17 protein-coding genes are annotated in these 18,197 nt (G+C 55.9%); 4 read left to right on the plus strand and 13 right to left on the minus strand.

Going from position 1 to position 18,197, the window contains the following annotated elements:
• Positions 1-106 precede the first annotated feature (106 nt).
• Together HNQ38_RS05860 and leuB are read left to right on the plus strand one after the other, a co-directional pair.
• Positions 107-598: a 3-isopropylmalate dehydratase small subunit gene (locus tag HNQ38_RS05860; RefSeq protein WP_183718491.1), complete on the plus strand. Its 492-nt coding sequence runs from the start codon at positions 107-109 to the stop codon at positions 596-598.
• Positions 599-778: 180 nt separating this feature from the next.
• Complete coding sequence (gene leuB, locus HNQ38_RS05865; protein WP_183718492.1) at positions 779-1,852, plus strand: 3-isopropylmalate dehydrogenase; 1,074 nt, start codon at positions 779-781, stop codon at positions 1,850-1,852.
• 195 nt (positions 1,853-2,047) lie between these two features.
• Here the strand turns inward: leuB and HNQ38_RS05870 are convergent, their stop codons facing one another.
• Positions 2,048-4,339 carry a sensor domain-containing diguanylate cyclase gene (locus HNQ38_RS05870; RefSeq protein ID WP_183718493.1) on the minus strand — a complete coding sequence of 764 codons (2,292 nt, stop codon included), beginning with the start codon at positions 4,337-4,339 and terminating at the stop codon, positions 2,048-2,050.
• 210 nt (positions 4,340-4,549) lie between these two features.
• Between HNQ38_RS05870 and trmFO the strand changes: the two genes are divergently transcribed.
• A complete protein-coding gene (trmFO, locus tag HNQ38_RS05875; RefSeq protein ID WP_183718494.1) occupies positions 4,550-5,917 on the plus strand; it encodes a methylenetetrahydrofolate--tRNA-(uracil(54)-C(5))-methyltransferase (FADH(2)-oxidizing) TrmFO in 1,368 nt (455 codons plus the stop codon).
• 301 nt (positions 5,918-6,218) lie between these two features.
• Here trmFO and HNQ38_RS05880 read toward each other — a convergent pair whose 3' ends face one another.
• Together HNQ38_RS05880 and HNQ38_RS14160 are read right to left on the minus strand one after the other, a co-directional pair.
• Positions 6,219-7,160: an EamA family transporter gene (locus HNQ38_RS05880; protein WP_183718495.1), complete on the minus strand. Its 942-nt coding sequence runs from the start codon at positions 7,158-7,160 to the stop codon at positions 6,219-6,221.
• Positions 7,161-7,609: 449 nt separating this feature from the next.
• Positions 7,610-8,098 (minus strand): septal ring lytic transglycosylase RlpA family protein, encoded by a 489-nt coding sequence (locus HNQ38_RS14160; RefSeq protein WP_343060120.1) that lies wholly within the window; start codon positions 8,096-8,098, stop codon positions 7,610-7,612.
• Between HNQ38_RS14160 and HNQ38_RS14165 the strand changes: the two genes are divergently transcribed.
• Positions 8,088-8,507: a hypothetical protein gene (locus HNQ38_RS14165; RefSeq protein ID WP_246388039.1), complete on the plus strand. Its 420-nt coding sequence runs from the start codon at positions 8,088-8,090 to the stop codon at positions 8,505-8,507. The two genes, HNQ38_RS14160 and HNQ38_RS14165, sit on opposite strands and share 11 nt — an antisense overlap.
• 845 nt (positions 8,508-9,352) lie before the next feature.
• On the opposite strand, the gene tsaB is transcribed toward HNQ38_RS14165, so the two are convergent.
• The 10 genes from tsaB to HNQ38_RS05935 form a co-directional block, all read right to left on the minus strand.
• Positions 9,353-10,231: a tRNA (adenosine(37)-N6)-threonylcarbamoyltransferase complex dimerization subunit type 1 TsaB gene (tsaB, locus tag HNQ38_RS05890; protein WP_183718497.1), complete on the minus strand. Its 879-nt coding sequence runs from the start codon at positions 10,229-10,231 to the stop codon at positions 9,353-9,355.
• Positions 10,228-11,424 carry a M50 family metallopeptidase gene (locus tag HNQ38_RS05895; protein WP_183718498.1) on the minus strand — a complete coding sequence of 399 codons (1,197 nt, stop codon included), beginning with the start codon at positions 11,422-11,424 and terminating at the stop codon, positions 10,228-10,230. The genes tsaB and HNQ38_RS05895 overlap by 4 nt, the downstream gene beginning before the upstream one ends.
• Positions 11,418-12,749, minus strand: coding sequence for a 1-deoxy-D-xylulose-5-phosphate reductoisomerase (gene dxr, locus HNQ38_RS05900; RefSeq protein ID WP_183718499.1), 1,332 nt, complete (start codon positions 12,747-12,749; stop codon positions 11,418-11,420). Before dxr ends, HNQ38_RS05895 begins: the two co-directional genes overlap by 7 nt.
• A 362-nt stretch (positions 12,750-13,111) precedes the next feature.
• Positions 13,112-13,930, minus strand: a complete 819-nt coding sequence (locus HNQ38_RS05905) for a phosphatidate cytidylyltransferase (protein ID WP_183718500.1) — start codon at positions 13,928-13,930, stop codon at positions 13,112-13,114.
• On the minus strand, positions 13,920-14,726 hold the full coding sequence (gene uppS / locus HNQ38_RS05910) for an undecaprenyl pyrophosphate synthase (protein WP_281377812.1): 807 nt from the start codon (positions 14,724-14,726) through the stop codon (positions 13,920-13,922). Before uppS ends, HNQ38_RS05905 begins: the two co-directional genes overlap by 11 nt.
• Positions 14,727-14,876: 150 nt before the next feature.
• Positions 14,877-15,437 carry a ribosome recycling factor gene (gene frr / locus HNQ38_RS05915; RefSeq protein WP_183718501.1) on the minus strand — a complete coding sequence of 187 codons (561 nt, stop codon included), beginning with the start codon at positions 15,435-15,437 and terminating at the stop codon, positions 14,877-14,879.
• Positions 15,438-15,708: 271 nt separating this feature from the next.
• A complete protein-coding gene (gene pyrH, locus HNQ38_RS05920; protein WP_183718502.1) occupies positions 15,709-16,422 on the minus strand; it encodes a UMP kinase in 714 nt (237 codons plus the stop codon).
• A gap of 140 nt (positions 16,423-16,562) precedes the next feature.
• Positions 16,563-16,910: a DUF4911 domain-containing protein gene (locus tag HNQ38_RS05925; RefSeq protein WP_183718503.1), complete on the minus strand. Its 348-nt coding sequence runs from the start codon at positions 16,908-16,910 to the stop codon at positions 16,563-16,565.
• Complete coding sequence (locus HNQ38_RS05930) at positions 16,910-17,260, minus strand: AzlD domain-containing protein (protein WP_183718504.1); 351 nt, start codon at positions 17,258-17,260, stop codon at positions 16,910-16,912. Before HNQ38_RS05930 ends, HNQ38_RS05925 begins: the two co-directional genes overlap by 1 nt.
• On the minus strand, positions 17,257-18,132 hold the full coding sequence (locus HNQ38_RS05935; protein WP_246388016.1) for an AzlC family ABC transporter permease: 876 nt from the start codon (positions 18,130-18,132) through the stop codon (positions 17,257-17,259). The genes HNQ38_RS05930 and HNQ38_RS05935 overlap by 4 nt, the downstream gene beginning before the upstream one ends.
• Positions 18,133-18,197: the final 65 nt, after the last annotated feature.

An 18,197-nucleotide genomic window follows, 5' to 3' on the forward strand; every position in this document is an offset into this window, starting at 1 on the left:
CCAGCTAGGCGGCAGTGGTCGAGCCGGGGTGTCGTAACGCTGCTAACGCTGTAAGGAAAAAAGAAAACTCTTCTACGTCCCGCATTGGGTAAGAAGGACCAAGCATATGAACTACAAAGGCAAGGCCCACAAAGTGGGCGAGCATATTGATACGGACGCCATTATTCCCGCCCGCTTTCTGGTCACCACAGACTCCAAAAAGCTTGGCGAAAACTGCATGTCCGGTCTTGAACCTGACTGGGCCAAGCGCGTCAAGGTTGGCGATATTATGGTCGCAGGGCGCAATTTTGGCTGCGGTTCTTCGCGTGAGCACGCCCCCATTGCCATTTTGGGCGCGGGCATGCCCGTGGTCATTGGCCACAGCTTTGCGCGCATCTTCTACCGCAACTCATTCAATATGGGCTTGCTGCTTATGGAAGTTGGCGATGAGGTTGACAAAATCAATGACGGCGACGAGCTGGAAATTGATGCGGCCACTGGCGTTATCCGCAATCTGACCAACGGTGAAGAGATCACCTGCCCGCCATTGCCAGCCTCTATGGCCAAAATTTTGGACAAGGGCGGTCTTGTGGAATACGTAAAAGAAAGAATCGCGTAAACGCAGACCAGATTACGTTCATTTTCCCCGTGCCTTTTATAGCTCTGGCGGCAGGCTGGAGGCCGATTTTTTGAGGGATATAACCCGAGAGGGGCCTGTGTTCTGCGGGCCTCCTTTCGGAAAAAGCCGCGTCAGAAAAGGCTGAAAAGAACAGCCGACAAACTGCCACAAGGATATTGCATGAAAAAGTCCATCTGCCTGCTGCCTGGTGACGGCATTGGCCCGGAGATAATCGCTCAGGGCGTTAAGGTTCTGGAAGCCACGGCTGAAAAGTTCGGCCATGAATTTACCTTTGAAACCGCCCTGATCGGCGGTGCGGCTATTGACGGCGCTGGCGACCCCCTGCCGGAAGCCACCGTGAGCAAATGCCGCGGCGCTGACGCCATTTATCTGGGCGCAGTGGGTGGCCCCAAGTGGGACAACCTGACCCCCGAGCTGCGGCCTGAAAAGGGCTTGTTGCGCATTCGTAAAGAGCTGGGGCTTTTTGCCAATCTGCGTCCGGCCATGCTGTTGCCGGAACTGGCTGGCGCTTGCCTGCTGCGGTCTGATATCGCCGCCAAGGGCCTTGACCTGCTGGTGGTGCGCGAACTTACGGGCGACGTCTATTTTGGTGAACCGCGCGGCATTGAAACTCGTGACGGCCTGCGCACAGGCTACAACACAATGATTTATAATGAAGAAGAGATCCGGCGTATTGCCTGGGTTGCCTTTGAAACGGCCCGCAAGCGCCGTAACAAGGTCTGCTCGGTAGAAAAAAGCAACGTGTTGGAATGCTCACGCCTGTGGAAAGAAGTTGTCATGGAAATGCACCGCGAATACGCGGACGTGGAACTGAGCCACATGTACGTGGATAACGCCGCCATGCAGCTGGTGCGTGATCCCTCGCAGTTCGACGTGATTCTTACGGGCAATATCTTCGGCGACATTCTTTCTGACGAAGCCTCGGTTATCACAGGCTCTTTGGGAATGCTGCCTTCGGCTTCCACAGGTGCCGAAGGGCCGGGCCTGTTCGAACCCATTCACGGGTCCGCGCCGGACATCGCCGGGCAGGACGTGGCCAACCCTCTGGCAACCATCCTTTCCGCTGCAATGATGCTGCGTTTGGGCTTTGATATGGCTGAAGAGGCCGATCTTATTGAAAAAGCCGTGCGCAAGGCGCTGGCTGACGGCTACCGTACCGCTGACATTATGGAACCCGGCAAGGATCTTCTGGGTTGCAAGAGCATGGGCGACAAGGTGGTAGAGCGTCTGTAACTGGTGCCAGAGCAGACTAATTTTGAAATGCGAAGTATTTCAAAGGTAAGATGCGTTAAATATTGAGAGTGTACGTTATCAACGTTGCTCTGTGCTAATCAGAAAAGCCCGCTTCAAGCGGGCCTTTCTGATTGCTGGCAGAATCGGTGATTTTGAAAAAAGCATGCGAGCCGGGGCGTTGCAGCGCCGTTGGCATCAGTCTCTATTTTCTTCAGCCAAAAGCGAATCACGGGCGTTCTGCTGCTCGCTGACGGTCAGTTCCGCATAAAAGACGCACTGGTTGCGGCCACGGCGCTTGGCCTCATAGGTGGCCATGTCGGCATGCTTGTACAGGTCTGTAAAGTCTTGCCCGTCACTGGGGTTGCAGGCAATGCCCACGCTGGCGGTCAGAGGCACGTCTTCTGCGTCATGATTGCCGCATTGCAGGTGCAGTTGGTGAACAAGAACTGTGGCTCGTTCACGTATCTTTTGCATGGGCATGGGTTCTGTGCAGAAAACCAGAAATTCGTCCCCGCCCACACGGCCTACAATGTCAGTGCTGCGGAAGTTGCGGCGGATTATCTGGGCCATCTGGTAGATGGCCTTGTCGCCCACGGCATGACCGAACCTGTCGTTAATGCTTTTGAAATTATCAAAATCAATCATGAACATTGCATAAACGTCAGGGCCGAGGTTGTTGTGCATGCCAAGAAAACGTGAAATAGCCTGTTCTGTGGCGCGCTTGTTGTGCATGCCCGTGGCGCTGTCGCGTGTGGCCTGCGTGCGCAGACGCAGTTCAAGCAGCTTCTGCTTGTCGATGTCGGTAATAATGCCAATGATATATATGGGCTTGCCCTGAGCGCTGATGAGGTTGGACGCCTCGATGCGGTACCAGTGGTACAGGCCGCTGGTGTCGCGCAAACGCAATTCAACAAAAAGCTTACTTTCATGCAAATTGTGATGGACGTTTTTCTGAAAATCTTCCAGCAGTTCCCTGTCGTCCACATGAACAGGAATAAGACTCAGGTCCGTATCCGGCTCAAGGATGTTGAATACCTTGCCAAAAGTCTGGATCCAGCGTGCGGAGCAGGAAAAATGGCCGCTTATGAGATTTTGTTCGAAAATGATAATGTCGTGCTGCTCCAGAATAAACTGGTAGCGCTCGTCGGAAATACGCTTGGCTTGGGCGGCTTCCTTGTTATGGGTACTGTCGAAAACAATGCTCTGGATATAGGTTTGCCCCGGCCCGGCCTGCACCAGTGAACCTTTGTGGTACAGCCAGATGAGGTTGCCGTTTTTGGCGCGGGTACGGTATTCCACGTCAATGGGAATGCCAGAATCCAGCTGTTGCTGCATGGTGCGTAACGCACTTTCCCGATCCGCCTCAAAGATGGAATGGGCAAAGCTCATGCCAAACCGCTGCAGGAATTCTTCCTTGCGGTAGCCAAGCATTTTGAGAAAATTGGGGCTGATAAATTGAAAGTTGCCGTGCAGGCCGGCAAACTTAATAACGCCGCCAGAGATGCTTGAAATAATTGAGCGGTAGTCTTCCTGCTGGCGACGGATGGTACGGTTGTAGCGTTGCAGAATGAAAATGATGAAAAGCAGCACCAGCCCGGCCAGTACAGACATACGCCACGCCAATGTGGAGGTGATGGCGTTCTGCCTGTCCACCAGGTGGCTCACGACTTCTTCTGGCAACAGGGAAACAATTTGCCAGCCATATTTTTCAAGGGGAATGTGTGTCAGGTAGTAGGCGTGCTTGTCGTCTTTGATGAACCGGCTTGTCTGACTTTGCGTGTCGGAGAATACGGTCTTCAGATATTCGCGCAGCGGCGGAGGCAAGCCTTTTTCTTCCATCTGCGGAAACACTTTTTCAATGTCATTGCCTGGGGGAACGGCCCAGAACAGCATGCGGCCCTTGTCGTCAAAAACCATATTGCAGGTTCTGTCGCCAAACGCTCTGGTGACAAGGTTTTTCTTCATGACCCTGTCTTCAAGTTCGCCCAGAAGAATGCTCACTACCTTGCCATTTCGGCTAAGAGGAATGGCAACGGCAATCTTGCTTCCCTTGCCGTCGGAAATGGCGGCAAAGCCGGCGGAACCACTGAGCGCATGGTAGAACAGTTCTTCTTTTCCAGTGCTCGTCAGGTCAAATGCCTCGCCCTTGTCTGAGCAAAAACCTTTGCCATCCAGGTCGACAAGGGCGAATTTTTTAAGGCCTGCCGCACGCAGCAGGGGCGCATAGTAAAGAACGCATTTTTTAAACTGCCTGCAGTCTTCCTGCGCCATAAAACTGGTGATATTCTGTAGCTCAATGAGCTGACTATCGATATTGCGGTCAAAGTCGTCGGCAACCCGGCGGCTTACTTCGGCCAACCGGGTGGTGATGTCCTGCGACAAATGCCCGGTCGTTTCCGAGGTGTATTCGCGCACGACTATGAGCAATGCGATGAGAAACATCGCTATGCAGATGATAGTTGTGAATGTGCTTGACGGTTTGGCCATGAATCTTCCTGCATTAGACTAATCGTTTAATAATACGTTTTTTGCCTATCAAAGGGAAGAGCAGTTGCCTGTGTGAAAAAAATAATCTACGTGTGTAGTTTTTTGCGAATTGCGCGCAGGTTGGTGCAAGAAGTTCCGTTGTTGCAGCAAGTTGCTCGGCACTTGCCATAAATCGGGTTTTCTAAGAAGCTGCCGTGCAGAGGAGATCATATGCAGAAATTGTCCATAGCCCTGGTGGGGGGCGGCCTGGCTGGTTGTGAATGCGCCCTGCGGTTGGCCCGCAGCGGACATGAAGTTGTGCTGTTTGAGCAGAAACCCCATCACCGCTCACAGGCTCATGTCAATGATGACCTGGCGGAGCTGGTATGTTCCAACTCATTGCGGTCGGACGAAGTTACTTCCGGTGTGGGCTTGCTCAAGGCTGAAATGCGCGCTTTGGGCAGCCGCTTTATGGAAGCTGCCGACGCTTGCCGCGTGCCAGCGGGCAAGGCCCTTGCCGTTGACCGCGAAGCCTTTGCCCGCCGTATGAGCCAGATGGTGGAGGCCGAGGGCAATATTCGCCTTGTGCGCCATCAGGTACAGTCTCTGGATGATGCGGTCTTGGAACCCTTCAAGGGTGAAGGCCGCGCCATCATTCTGGCTGCTGGGCCTATGGCTTCAGAGGGGCTTTCAGCCTCTTTGGCCAGCGTGCTGGGCGAGAAGCACTGCTATTTCTATGACGCCATTGCGCCCATTGTCTGGACGCATTCGTTGAATATGGATGTGGTTTTTCGCGCTTCCCGCTATGGGCAGGAAAGCGGTGACGCCGAAGGCGAGGGCGACTACCTGAACTGTCCGATGAGCCGGGAAGAATACGATATTTTTTATCAGGCCTTGTTGGACGCGCAGAAAGTGGCTGCTCATGAATTTGAGCAGGAAAAGCATTTTGAAGGCTGCATGCCTGTGGAAGCCCTGGCTGAGCGTGGCCCCCGCACATTGACCTTTGGACCTCTGAAGCCAGTGGGCTTTGTTGATCCGCGTACAGGGCGGCGCCCTTGGGCCATTTTGCAGTTGCGCGCCGAAAATGCCAACAGCGACACATGCAATCTTGTGGGCTGCCAGACAAAACTGACCCAGGGCGAGCAGGGGCGTGTGTTCCGTCTGGTGCCTGGGTTGGAGAATGTGGAATTTGCGCGTTTTGGCAGCATGCACCGCAATACTTATGTGAATGCGCCGCAGATTCTGGCGGAAGACCTGTCGCTCAAGGCCATGCCGGGGGTTTATCTTGCCGGGCAGATCACCGGGGTGGAGGGCTATGTGGAATCCGCAGCCAGCGGATTGTGGCTGGCCATGCTGCTGGACGCGCGTGCTCGTGGCATTGCTTTGCCCCGGCCCCCGGTTGAAAGCGCCCTTGGCGCTTTGCTCAACCACCTGAGCACCCCAGTGAAGCGGTTTCAGCCGTCCAACGCCCATTTTGGCCTTATGCCGGAATTGGGAGAAAGAGCGCGCAAAAAAGACCGCAAAGCCCTTTATTCGGCTCGGGCGCTGGAAAGTTTTGGCAACTGGTTTGAAGAAGCAAAGACGGCGGGCTTGGTCTGATATTGCGAGACTATTGAAGTATGCATGGCCGCCTCTGGCATTCAGGGAACACCCTTGAATGCCGGAGGCGGCTTCGTTTTGTAGTAACGCGCCGAAAAACAGCCTTTTGACGCAGCCAGTTGGGCAAAAGAATTATTTAGAAATAGCCCCCTAGGGCATTTTACCTTTCAAGAGCTCAGGTCGTTGCGTAAGCAGACGCCCGCCGTTGGAGGTGTAAGCGCAATTTGTTTGCGTCAGTTATTTGCGCTGTTACACGCCGTAACGGGCGTGGCGTAACCTCTGAGAATATATGTTCCCAAAGTTAATCTGTTTTATCTGAAGAAGCCCCGGTTTGTTTTGCGGCCTTCCGTTTGGTCATCAGCTGGCGAATATGCTCACCCAGCATGATTAACACCACGGAAGAACCAATAAGAGCAATACCCATAACCAGAGGCAGGCTGAACGGTTCGTTGAAAACCAGTATGCCTACAATAACAGCGGTGACGGGTTCCATAACACCCAGAACCGAGGCAAGGGTTGAGCCAATGCGCTGCACTGCCAGAATAAGGGTGAAGTTGGAAAGCACTGCTGTGACCAACGCCAGCAGCACGGCTAACAGCAATTCGCGCCAACTGGTCAGCAATTGGAAACTATTGGTAGCCAGTGAATTGATCAGGGAACACAGCGCGCCAAAGGCCATAACGTAAAAGGTCAGCATCAGGCCCGTGATATTGGTAAGGCCAGCAGTATAGATGCTTGTGATGTACAGCGAATTGCACAAGGCCGACACAAGGGCCAGCGTAAGGCCAAGCATGCTCATGCCTGCAAATCCCGCCCCGTTGGCCCCTGTGGCTTCGCCATTGCCCAGCAGATATACCCCGGCAATGGCAAGAGTAATGGCTATGGCTGTGACAGTAGAGAAGCGCTCATGAAAAAACGCTATCATGATGAGCATGACCATGACCGGATAGGAAAAGTGCAGCGTGGCCACAACACCACTGGGCAAATGCTTGAAAGCCTGCATGAAAAGCAGGGCAGCCAGTGAATACATGAGGCTCATGCCCGCCAGTTTGAGCAAGTTGCGGCCTGATGTGTGAAAGCGCTCGCCGCGCAGCAAAAGCAGTATTCCCAGAACTATGGTGGCGATAAAAAAACGGTAAAAAAGCACCGTGGCGGGAGACAGCCCCTGAGCCATGAGAGGCAGGCTGAAAAGGGGGATGAGTCCGAAGGTGGCCGACGACAGCAGACTGAAAAAGAAACCCATGACATCCTTCTTTATGCGCAGGTGCGCTGACACCTGAATAACGAAGAAAGGTAAGCGGGGCAAGGAGGTTAGGAAAAAACATTCGTTATGATTGTTCTTCTGCTTTTCCGAAGGGTTGCCTGCTGGAATGAAAGATAAAATACGGCCCGCCTCCTGCAATGCAGGGCGGGCCGTAGAAGTATGCTGGCAAACGCGGGCTATTCTGGTTTTTTGGGGCGTCGGTCAAAAATGGGCCGAAGAGGTTTGCCCCCTGAAATGGCAGAGCTGTGCCGCGTCAATGCCAAAAAATGTTGGGCCGAAGTTAGCCGTACCGGAGCAGATTGGCGTTGATGTTTTTCATCCACCGTCGGCATCCATCCAAAACTTGGTTTTGGGCTGAATCCTGGCCGCATTGCGTCGGTGGGCCAAGCTGAGCGCCGTTGGCGCTACATCCTTTATGTCAGGCTGCGCTAACGGGATTGGTCCAGCACAACTTCTGCTTCGGGGTGAGCCTGGCGCAAGGCTTCATGCATGGCCGCGGCGTCAGCAAATGCCCGGAAGGGGCCAATGCGTTCATCGCCCATAGCCGCATTGTAGCGCACATAGTAGGCCTGATCGGCATGCAGCGGCGTGCCGCTTTCATCGCTGACCACTTCCAGTTCTACCTTGCCCACGCCGCGTCTGCTAAGATCGAGCTGCTGGGCGGCTGCAAAGGAAAGGTCGATGATACGTCCGCGCACAAAGGGGCCACGGTCCGTTACGCAAACCATGACACTCTTGCCATTTTCCTGATCGGTCACGCGCACAACAGTGCCCATAGGCAGGGTGCGGTGAGCGGCAGTAAAGGTATACATGTCGTAGTTGAGGCCACTGGCAGTGGAGCCGCCGTGGAAATCGCGTCCGTACCAGGAGGCTTTGCCCGTGAAAACTTCACTTTCCTGAGCGCGCTTGAGCCAGATGTCGCGGCTGTCGGTGCTGTTCTCAGAAACCTGCTGGTCTTTTTTTGAAGACTTTGAGGATTTGCTGCTTTTGGCAGACTTGGACGATTTCTCAGATTTGGACGATTTGCCAGATACTGCTGATTTTTCTGATTTGCCGGAACTTTTAGATTTCTGCGACTTCTCAGACTTGGCAGAGCGCGACTCGGATTTCCGTGAAGCTTTTGACGCGTCAGTCGAGGAAGAGCTGGAAGAGATATTGGCAGAAGGAGAGCTTGCTGAAGCCGCGTCGGCTTTCATGGGGGCGGTCAACAACATACATGCAACCGCAACAGCCAGCATGGAAGGCCAGCGTGAATACTTCATGATCATTCCTTGGTTACTGTTCGAGGCTGTTCGCGGTGCGAACGGACCACGCCCGTGGTCCTGACCCTGGAGACCCTCCAATGACGGTAAATGCGCCTTGCGCACTGAACCTGTCAGCCTCTGTCAGGGGATGCCTTTTCTTGGTGCGGAGAATATACCGCAATAAAAACTTCTGTGTCAAACTGATAATATTTTTTATTACACACAGTTAGCAGCAATATTTTTCTAGAGAAACACTAAAAAGACAATATCGGGTTAATTTATCGTCTATACGGTTGAAATTAGGAGATCCGATTGACGCCCAAAACGGGTTGAAATCCGAACGGCTAAATACCTAACTTTTTCTGGTAAAGCGGGCCACGTGCAACAGGATGGTTCCGCATGCTGCTTTAATAAAATGGCACCGGGCTAACTACCCGAACCATCAACCGGGCAACAAAACAAACTGGTGGGGTATGTTGGTATGGTACTGGCCGATGAAGCAACGCTGTTTTTATGAATACATTAATATTTCATCTAATTATGTGGATTTTTTGAAATGATGCCATCAAAAGATGGCCGCAATCTCAGGTTTACATTCAAAGAAAGTGCGCGGCTGATGGTTTGCGTCGCGCTTGCGTGCGATTTTTACCGTCCATCTCGCCAAAGAGCAAAGGCCTGGCGCAGACAGGCTTGAACTGTAAAATAGCAATTATATAACTACTTGTAATTTAAGTGCAGATTTGCCTGAAGCAGGGTAACGTCTGAACCCCTTGTATGTGAAATGCCCGCTTCAAATGAAGAAACTTCCTGAAATTTACAGGAATAAAAACAGGAGTTTTTGGAGGGGATGTTGGGGCGGAGACCCTTTGGCAAAAGGACCCCTCCCCATAAGGCGGTTTAACGTAACAATGTTCTAAATCGGAAGAGCTAGATGTCGCTTTTGGGCGGGCGCTGCAGCATGTGCTCCAGCGTTGTGGTGGCCTCTTCGCCTGTGAGGCCCAGACGCGGTGCCAATTGGGCCAGATTTTCCACCGCATCGCAGGGGCGCACATAAAGAGGTTCTATGTCCGCATCGGCATAATCACCATGCCGGGCCAGTAGGCAAAGGGCGTTGATATCAGGAATTGTGAGATCATCAAGTGTCGTGACCGGGGCGCCGCCATCGGTTTGGTGCTGTGTGCCGTCTGGCGACGGGCGCAGAAGATCCAGCGGGCTGAAAACAGCGGCATTGCGTTCAAGACCGCTGCCGCAGACCCATACGACGCGGCTGCCTTCGGGCACTCCTGCGGGCAGGGGGGCCGTGCGGCTGGCCAAGATGCGATCCAGGGCTTCTTGCGGGGTGCAAAGGTCCACAGGGGCCAGTGCCTGCGCAGGAATCATCGGCCCGTATGACAGAAAAGACTGGCAGTGCACAAGGTTGCGTCGGGCATGGGTGAGCACCCAGATGGTTGTGCCGAAAAGAAGCTGGGCACGCAGCACTGCTGTAGTGGCAAGGGCTTGCATGTAATCAAGCCCGGCCACCTGGGCATTTCCTGTTCTGCGCAGGGCCGCAGCTGTTGCCAGCACAAGGCGTATGCCTGTGAAGGAACCGGGGCCGCGCACGCAGGCCATGCGCCGAAAGCTGTTGGGCTTTATGTCCAGTGCGGCGCAAAGGTTTTCCAGCGCCGGAGCCAGAATTTCAGTGGCGCGGTCGGCTCTGTGCCACTGCTGGGAGCAAAGCGGCTTTTCGTCGTCGGTAACGACAATCTGCAGTACGCCTTCAGCCGCATTGAGAATAAGCTCAAGTCCGGTGGAGTATGCGCTCATGACCCGCTCCCAAACCAGCCCGCACCCTTTACGATGCGCCAGATGTCATTGTAGGTGGCCAGCAGCATGAGGCCAACCAGCAGGGCCAGACCAGCCCGCATGGCGTATTCCTGCACCCTGGCGTTGATGGGGCGGCGGAAGATCATTTCCCACAGGCAAAAGACGATCTGGCCGCCGTCAAGCACGGGGATGGGCAGGAGGTTCAGTACCCCAAGGTTGATGCTGATGAGCGCCGCCAGGGCCAGCACTCCCGCAATACCTTCATGAGCCTGTTTGCTCACCATCTGCATGATCATGATGGGGCCACCCACCTGATCAAGAGGAACCACCCTTTCTATAAGCTTTACAAAACTTTTCCATGTGAGGGCAAGCATGTCGGAAGCCTGGGCCGCTCCGGCACTGGCCGAACCCCAGAATCCGTGTTCCACAAGCCGCACCGCGCCTGTATTGCGAATGCCCACAAGCCAGGCTTTTTCATCTTCGCCAAAAATGGTTTTGCGCACAGACATTTCGGGGGTGATTTCAACCGTCAGCATGGTGGCTGGCGCGTTGCCATGACCTGATGCCACTCCAGCGGAATCCACGGGGGCGGTGTCGTGATCTGCCTGAGACCCGCCTTCGGGGGCCGTAGCGGCAATCTTGGCCGGACGTTGCAGAACAATGCTGAGTGGCTGACCGTCGCTGCGGGCAATGGCGTGGGTCATGTCTCCCCAGTCATTAATGGCCTGACCGTCAATGCTCACGATGGTGTCGCCGGCCTGTACGCCAGCCTTGGCCGCAGGGCCGTTTTCCACCAGACCTCCCACCTGGGGCAGCAGTTGGGGCGTGCCCCAGCCAAAGGCCAGTATCCAGCACAAAAGCCAGGCCAACAGCATGTTGGCCACAGGCCCGGCTGCGACGACAAGCAGGCGCTGCCAGGCAGGGCGCAAGGAAAAGCTTTCTTCTTTGGTGAAGCCTTCGGGCAGTTCGCTGTCATCCTGTTCGCCAACCAGAGCGACATAGCCGCCCAGAGGAACCAGGGACAGGGCATATTCCGTCTTGCCCCATTTGTGCTTGAGAATCTTGGGACCAAAGCCGAGGGAAAAGGTGGAAACACCCATGCCCAGGCTACGGGCCACGGCAAAATGCCCCAGCTCGTGGAAAAAGATAAGGCCGCCAAGAACAAGGGATACAGCTATAACGGTAATCAGCATGCGGGTTCTCCGTCGCGGGCGAGATTGCGTACAAGCTCGCGGCTCTGGCGGTCAAGGCGCGTGAGGCGCTCCGCCAGGGTATGGGCCTCGTTTTTCAGGGCGGCCATGTGGTCAGAAGCCACGGGCGCGTCCTGCTTCAACGGGGCACAGAAAGACTGATGGCCGGGCTCGCTGGCGTCGTGCGCCTTAAGAGCGGCTTCTATCAGCCGGGGAATGTCAAGGAAGGCACAGCCGCCTTCAAGGAAAAGCTCTACAGCGGCCTCGTTGGCCGCGTTCAAAACAACGCAGCGGCCTCCGCGCTGGGCAAGAGACTGGCGCGCCAGATCAAGACAGGGAAAAACGCCGGTGTCCGGTTCGTGAAAGGTCAGAGCCGTGGCCGTAAGGTCAAGGGGCGGCACGCCAACAGGCAGGCAGCGGGGCCAGAGCAGGCAGCTGGCAATGGCAAGGCGCATATCTGCCGTGCCAAGCTGGGCAAGCTGGGTTCCGTCTTTAAACTCCACCAGCGAATGGATCACCGACTGCGGGTGTACAAGCACCTTGATGCGCTCGGCGGGCACCCCATACAAATGATAGGCCTCAATAACTTCAAGGCCTTTGTTCATAAGAGTTGCGGAGTCGATGCTAATTTTCGCGCCCATGCTCCAGTTGGGATGCTTGAGCGCCTGCGCCGGGGTTATGTTGCGCAGGTCTTCACGGCTGCGCCCCCGAAAGGGCCCGCCGCTGGCCGTAAGGATAAGGCGGCTTACTTCCTGCCCGCGTCCGGCCAGGCACTGAAATATGGCATTGTGTTCAGAATCCACGGGCAGAATGACGGCTCCGGTGCTGGCGCAGACGCGTCGCACCAGGTCGCCCGCCAGAACCAGCGATTCCTTGTTGGCAAGGCAAATGACCTTGCCTGCCAGGGCGGCGGCCAGGGTGCCGTCCAGTCCGGCTGCGCCCACCTGGGCGGAAAGTACTGTGCCAGCCTCGGGCAGGGCGGCCAGTTGGGCATAGCCTTCACGGCCTATTAAAATCGTGGGCGCATAGCCCTGCGGCAGAAGGGGCTTCAACCTGGCGGCGGCTTCTTCATCCAGCACTGCCAGATGGGACGGACGCCAGCGGGCGGCCTGTTCGGCCAGGCGTTCCACCTGCCGGGCGCAGGCCAGACCTTCAATACGAAAAGCTTCTGGATGGCTTTCAACCACGGCCAGGGCGCTGCGTCCGATGGAGCCCGTTGATCCGAGTATTACCAGACCACGCGGCCAAGTGTTGCTCCATGTGGCGCTTGGCGAGCCGGAAATATAGTCTGTGGATGGGCCGCCTTGACCCGGCCAGAGTTCTGCCATGTCTGCATCCTGTGGGTTATCGCCGTGTTTGTATCCTGCGGGCATGGGCAGGCGGCTTGCACCAGTGAATAAAATAAGTCTGCTCTTGGAAAACTCAAGCGGCCCTGTTTATGGGCCGCCTCAGAGTACTGTTCGCCCCACGCCGGAAGCCAAATTTTATTGCGGCTCCAGCGGGGCTGGCAAGATATTCGTACTGGCATGCCGCGTCAGCGGGAGGCAGCAGGTTTTGAGGCATTTAACTGAAAGGCAGCTTCATTTCCCCAAGGCGAACATATACCGCTAGAGCTGGCAAAGCCGGGCGAGACTGCCGTTCAATGCGGCCAAGGCCATTCATGAAAGGGCAGTCTCGCAGGCAAAGACGTTTAAAAGAAGAAAAACCACTGGTCTACAACAGCCACCATCGGCATGGCGAACAGCAGACTGTCAGCCCTGTCCAGAACGCCGCCATGCCCGGGCAGCAGATGGCCTGAATCCTTTACATTGACCGAGCGCTTGAGAGCGGATTCAAAAAGGTCGCCCACCTGGGCAAAGGCGTTGACCGCGATACCCAGAAGCGCAAAGGAAAACCAGCCAGTTTTGCCATACACTTCGCCGTAAATGGCGCAGAATATAACGCAGGCCACAAGGCTGCCCACCGCGCCTTCGGAGCTTTTTTTGGGGCTTACGCGGGGCCACAGTTTGTGGTGCCCAAAGCGTGTGCCCACGAAATAGGCTGCGGTGTCTGACACGGCAACGGCAGCAATGACAAAGATGAGCTTGGTGGTGGAAAGATAGGTTGCCGGCAGCAGCAGCAGGGGCACATAGGCCAGGCCTGCCATAAAAATGCCGCTGGAAACAAAGGCGTTTTCCTCTTCAAGCACATCCCACCTGAAGAGAAAGCTCATGGCTGAGAGCACGAAACCCGCGCCTAGAAACACAAGGGCGTCTTGCGGCCGGTGCATCCAGGTAAGGCTCAGCATGCCCCACCCCAGCGCAATGGCGCAAACACGGCTGGGAATGCGCCCGGTGGGCCCCCAGAACAGTGAAAAAAACTCCCAAAGTCCCAGAGCGGAAACCAGCAGAATGACGAACAGCAGGGGCCAGCCCCGCAGCCAGAGCACCAGCAACAGCACTGCGGCAAGAGCCACGCCTGTTATAATGCGGCGGATGTCGATGGGATTGGCGGTGGGTTCAATGGGCATCAATTTGCTCCTGTGTTTTGCCGAAACGGCGCGATCGCGCGGCATAGGCTTCCAGTGCCATACGCAATTGCGTGGCGTCAAAGTCGGGCCAGGGCGTGGGGGTGAAATACAATTCACTGTAGGCGCACTGGTAAAGCAGATAGTTGCTCAGGCGTTGCTCGCCGCTGGTGCGGATGAGCAGGTCCGGGTCGGGTTGTCCGGCTGTGTAGAGGCGTTGGGCCAGGCTTTCCTCGGTAACGTCCTCGGGGCGTGCGCCTTCACGCAGAAAAGACTGAACCGCGCGGATCAGCTCTGCCCGTGAGCCATAATTGAGAGCCAGATTCAGAGTCATATGCGGCCCGGCAGCGGTGCGCTTTATGGCGTGGCGTAAAGCCGTGCGTTGCGCCAGGGGCAGACCGTCCAGATTGCCCAGCACCTTGAGGGCAATGCCTTGCTCTTCAAGACGGGGCAGTTCCTGACGCAAAAAATCAAGCAGCAGGGTGAACAGGGCGCTGATTTCCGTTTTGGGGCGGTTCCAGTTTTCGCTGGAAAAGGTGTAGAGCGTCAGGTAGCGAATGCCTATTCTGCGGCACTCTGTCACCACCGCGCGCACGGCTTCGGCGCCCGCCTTGTGTCCAGCCTCGCGCGGGAGGTTGCGGGCCTGCGCCCAACGTCCGTTGCCGTCCATAATAATGGCAAGATGGACGGGCAACTGCTCCAGCGAAAGTTCCGTTTGCGGCCCGGCCTGAGGCTCGGGATCCGTATCGGAATTTCTGGCTATGGGCTGGACGGATGGGGGCGTGCTTTGTTGCGTCATGCTTTCAGCCTGTACAAAAAGTGTCCCTGCGGTGTTGTTTTGCCCGATGCACGTCTGCAAACCAGATGCGCGCGGGCTGGCAGCGCCGCGCCTGCCGAGCCCTTTCGGGCGTGGCAGGCGGCGGCCCGTGGCGGAAACTTCCGCTCACGGCTAGATTTCCATAATTTCCTTTTCTTTGGCGGCGCATTTTTTGTCCACATCAGCCACGTACTTGTCCGTGAGCTTCTGCACGTCTTCGGTAGCGCGCTTCTGATCGTCTTCGGTAATGGTCTTGTCTTTTTCCAGCTTTTTCAGGCTGTCGTTGGCGTCGCGGCGTACGTTGCGCACGGCCACCTTGCCATCTTCGCTGTACTTGCGGGCCACTTTGCCAAGTTCCTTGCGGCGTTCCTCGGTAAGGGGGGGCATGACAATGCGAATGACCTTGCCGTCGTTAACCGGGGTAAGCCCCAGATCTGACTTCAGAATGGCCTTTTCAATCAGGGCGATGCCGCCCTTGTCCCAGGGCTGAATGGTCAGGGTGCGGCTGTCGGGCACGGCAACCGAGGCCATCTGGCTGATGGGGGTGGGGGTACCATAGTAGTCGGCCTTGATGCCGTCCACAAGTGCGGTGGTGGCGCGTCCCGTACGCAGTTTGGTAAACTCGCGGTCAAGAGCGGCAAGGGCTTTTTCCATGCGTTCTTCGGCATCAAAAAGGATGCTGTCGATATCCATAAATATTCTCCTTGGGGCTGCGGCCTGCGGCCTGTTCCTGTGGGGATGGCGCTGCGCCTCCCTTTGCGAAAGATCTGTACGTCTGACTTTTGAAATGTCAGACATTGCGGCACGAACGGTTACACATCCACGCCGCTGAATATTCTGTGGCATTTCAACCATTGCACCGCGTCTTTCATTGAAAGGCTCCTGCGGGGCAAAATGTGGCGGAGCAATTGCTGCGTGACAGCAGATTTTTTACTGCTAGATAAGCCTGTTATGATCGGCAAGCCTAGTCGTTGCGTACTATGGTGCCCACGGGTTCGCCCATGACGGCACGCCTGATGTCGCCGCCGAACATGCGGCAGACAATGATGGGTATATTGTTGTCGCGTACCAGGGCAAAGGCCGTTGCGTCCATAACGCCAAGATGGCGGGCCAGGGTTTCATCATACGTGATGGTTTCAAATTTTACGGCGTCGCTATACTTGGCAGGGTCTTTGTCATAGATGCCGTCCACCTTGGTGGCCTTGATGATGGCATCGCACTTCAGTTCCATGCCGCGCAGCACTGCCGTGGTGTCGGTGGTGAAGTAGGGATTGCCCGTACCTGCCGCGCAGATGACCACGCGGCCTTTTTCCATATGGCGCAGGGCACGGCGGCGGATGAAGGGTTCACATACTTCCTGCATGGTGATGGCGGAAAGCACGCGGGTAGGATAGCCCTGCTTTTCCAGCATGTCCTGTACGGCCAGAGCGTTCAGCACTGTGGCCAGCATGCCCATATAGTCGGCTGATGAGCGCTCCATACCCTTGGCGGAACCCGAAAGCCCGCGAAAGATATTGCCCCCGCCTATGACCAGGGCCATCTCCACGCCCATAGCGAGAACCGTGCCGATTTCACGGCAGATTTCGGCCACGGTGTCGGGGCTGATGCCAGTTTTGTTGGTGCCCGCCAAGGCTTCGCCGCTCAGTTTGAGCAAAACTCTCTTGTATGTCGGTGACATTTGTCCGCCTTCGTCTTGATAACCGGCCTGTTTGCCGGGGATTGTGCAAGGGAGCGCCCACTGCGCGGGCGCGAAAAAACGGGACCGGGCCACCCCGGGCCCGTTCTCCCGCAACAGGGCAGTCATAACAGAAAACGCGGCTATCTCAAAGCCTTTTTGCACTCCTGGGGGCGGCAGGCAACGGGCCACTCTTCAATGCTAAAGGGCAGACTTTGGACCATTTCGGCAAGAGCTGTTCGCGTTTCTTTTTCAAGGTGCGGCGAAAAGACAATTTTGAGCAAAGCAGTTTTGGGTTCCAGCACTGTAAAATAGGCTGTGTGGTCATAGGCTTCGAGCAAAAAACGAAACATGGCGGTGTCATGAGGGGCCAGACGAACCAACAGACGGCCACTGTGCTGCGGTGCGGCAAAAGCCGGGGCAGGCTTGCGGCGCTTGCGCAAAGCCGGAGGCTGCGCAGACGAAGGGTTGCTTGTTCCGCTGGCGTTCATCAGTACAGGCCCGTGTAGCGGGCCAGTATCACCAGCCCGATGCCCACAACAATGGTCAGAAAGTAATTTTTGCTCCACCATGCCACCACAAGAGCGGGCAGGGCCGCCATAAGAAAGAGGTTGGACGGGCCGGGGTTGAACTGCCCTTCATAAATAAAAACATCAGGACCCACCAGAGCGGCCATAACGGCCACCGGCACGAATGACAGCCAATGCCGCAGTGCCGGGGGCAGATTGTCGCCCCGCAGAAAGGTCACAGGCAGAATTTTAGGCAACAGGGTCACGATGGTGCTGCCCGCAATGCACAAAATAAGAACAAGGTGGTTATCGAGCCAGCCTGCTTCGGTCATGAGTTTGCCTCGTCAGGATTTGCCGTCATCCGGCCTGTTTCGGTCTGCATGCCTGAATTGTTTTGGCTTTCATCCCGCGCCGTGTTCCGCTCAATATTCTTTTGGTCTGCGTTCGAAGCGGTGTGATCGTATTGCGGCGTGCTGGCTTTATTATGCCCGGTATACGCGGCTTCTTTTTTATCCCTGTACAAAAGCAGGGCCGTGCCAAGGCTCGCGCCCGCCACCGTGGCCACTGCGATGTTCCACTGGCTCATGCCCGAAACCTTGAGGGCGATGGAAAGCGTCATGGTAAAGAGAGCGATCAGCACATGCAGGCGGCTGACGCACTGCGGCACCAGCAGGGCCAGAAACATGGCCGTGAGAGCGTAATCCAGGCCGAGCGGTTTGACGTCGGTAACAAGCTCGCCGCAAAAAGCGCCAATGGCGCAGCCGCCCACCCAGGCGAGCTGTGTTGTCTGATTGCAGACAAAGAGTGTGGTGAGATTGCGCTTCCAGCCGTTTTGAAAGGCTGTAACGTGTACGGCAAATGTTTCGTCCGTGATGCCCAGGCCCAGCAAAAAGCGCTGAAACTGTGGCAGCCCTGCCAGCCATGGAGATTCCGCCGCTGATTGAAGCAAATACCGCAGGTTCACTATAAAAACTGCCGCCATAATGGACAACGTGCCCGCGCCCGCGCCCCACATGCCCGCAAAAACAAACTGGCCGGACCCGGAAAACATGAGTACGGACATGGCCACAGCCAGGGACGGGGGAATGTTGTTTTTGACTGCCAGAACGCCAAAAGCGAAGCCCACTGGCGTGTACCCAAGTACAATGGGCAGTGCGCGGCGCAGGCCCTCCGCCAGGGGGGAAGCGGGGGAATTGCTCGACATGTGTTGCAACCTCACCAAATGCTGAAAAAATATATGGCTACTCTTTTTGGTGAGGTGTGGCAAGT

It is taken from the genome of Desulfovibrio intestinalis, assembly GCF_014202345.1.
Lineage (GTDB): Bacteria > Desulfobacterota > Desulfovibrionia > Desulfovibrionales > Desulfovibrionaceae > Desulfovibrio > Desulfovibrio intestinalis.

Bases quoted from the DNA above. Each gene is read 5' to 3' on its own strand.
- HNQ38_RS05860 (WP_183718491.1), top strand. From the start codon at position 107: ATGAACTACAAAGGCAAGGCCCACAAAGTGGGCGAGCATATTGATACG.
- leuB (WP_183718492.1), top strand. From the start codon at position 779: ATGAAAAAGTCCATCTGCCTGCTGCCTGGTGACGGCATTGGCCCGGAG.
- HNQ38_RS05870 (WP_183718493.1), bottom strand. From the start codon at position 4,339: ATGGCCAAACCGTCAAGCACATTCACAACTATCATCTGCATAGCGATG.
- trmFO (WP_183718494.1), top strand. From the start codon at position 4,550: ATGCAGAAATTGTCCATAGCCCTGGTGGGGGGCGGCCTGGCTGGTTGT.
- HNQ38_RS05880 (WP_183718495.1), bottom strand. From the start codon at position 7,160: ATGGGTTTCTTTTTCAGTCTGCTGTCGTCGGCCACCTTCGGACTCATC.
- tsaB (WP_183718497.1), bottom strand. From the start codon at position 10,231: ATGAGCGCATACTCCACCGGACTTGAGCTTATTCTCAATGCGGCTGAA.
- HNQ38_RS05895 (WP_183718498.1), bottom strand. From the start codon at position 11,424: ATGCTGATTACCGTTATAGCTGTATCCCTTGTTCTTGGCGGCCTTATC.
- dxr (WP_183718499.1), bottom strand. From the start codon at position 12,749: ATGGCAGAACTCTGGCCGGGTCAAGGCGGCCCATCCACAGACTATATT.
- HNQ38_RS05905 (WP_183718500.1), bottom strand. From the start codon at position 13,930: ATGCCCATTGAACCCACCGCCAATCCCATCGACATCCGCCGCATTATA.
- uppS (WP_281377812.1), bottom strand. From the start codon at position 14,726: ATGACGCAACAAAGCACGCCCCCATCCGTCCAGCCCATAGCCAGAAAT.
- frr (WP_183718501.1), bottom strand. From the start codon at position 15,437: ATGGATATCGACAGCATCCTTTTTGATGCCGAAGAACGCATGGAAAAA.
- pyrH (WP_183718502.1), bottom strand. From the start codon at position 16,422: ATGTCACCGACATACAAGAGAGTTTTGCTCAAACTGAGCGGCGAAGCC.
- HNQ38_RS05925 (WP_183718503.1), bottom strand. From the start codon at position 16,910: ATGAACGCCAGCGGAACAAGCAACCCTTCGTCTGCGCAGCCTCCGGCT.
- HNQ38_RS05930 (WP_183718504.1), bottom strand. From the start codon at position 17,260: ATGACCGAAGCAGGCTGGCTCGATAACCACCTTGTTCTTATTTTGTGC.
- HNQ38_RS05935 (WP_246388016.1), bottom strand. From the start codon at position 18,132: ATGTCGAGCAATTCCCCCGCTTCCCCCCTGGCGGAGGGCCTGCGCCGC.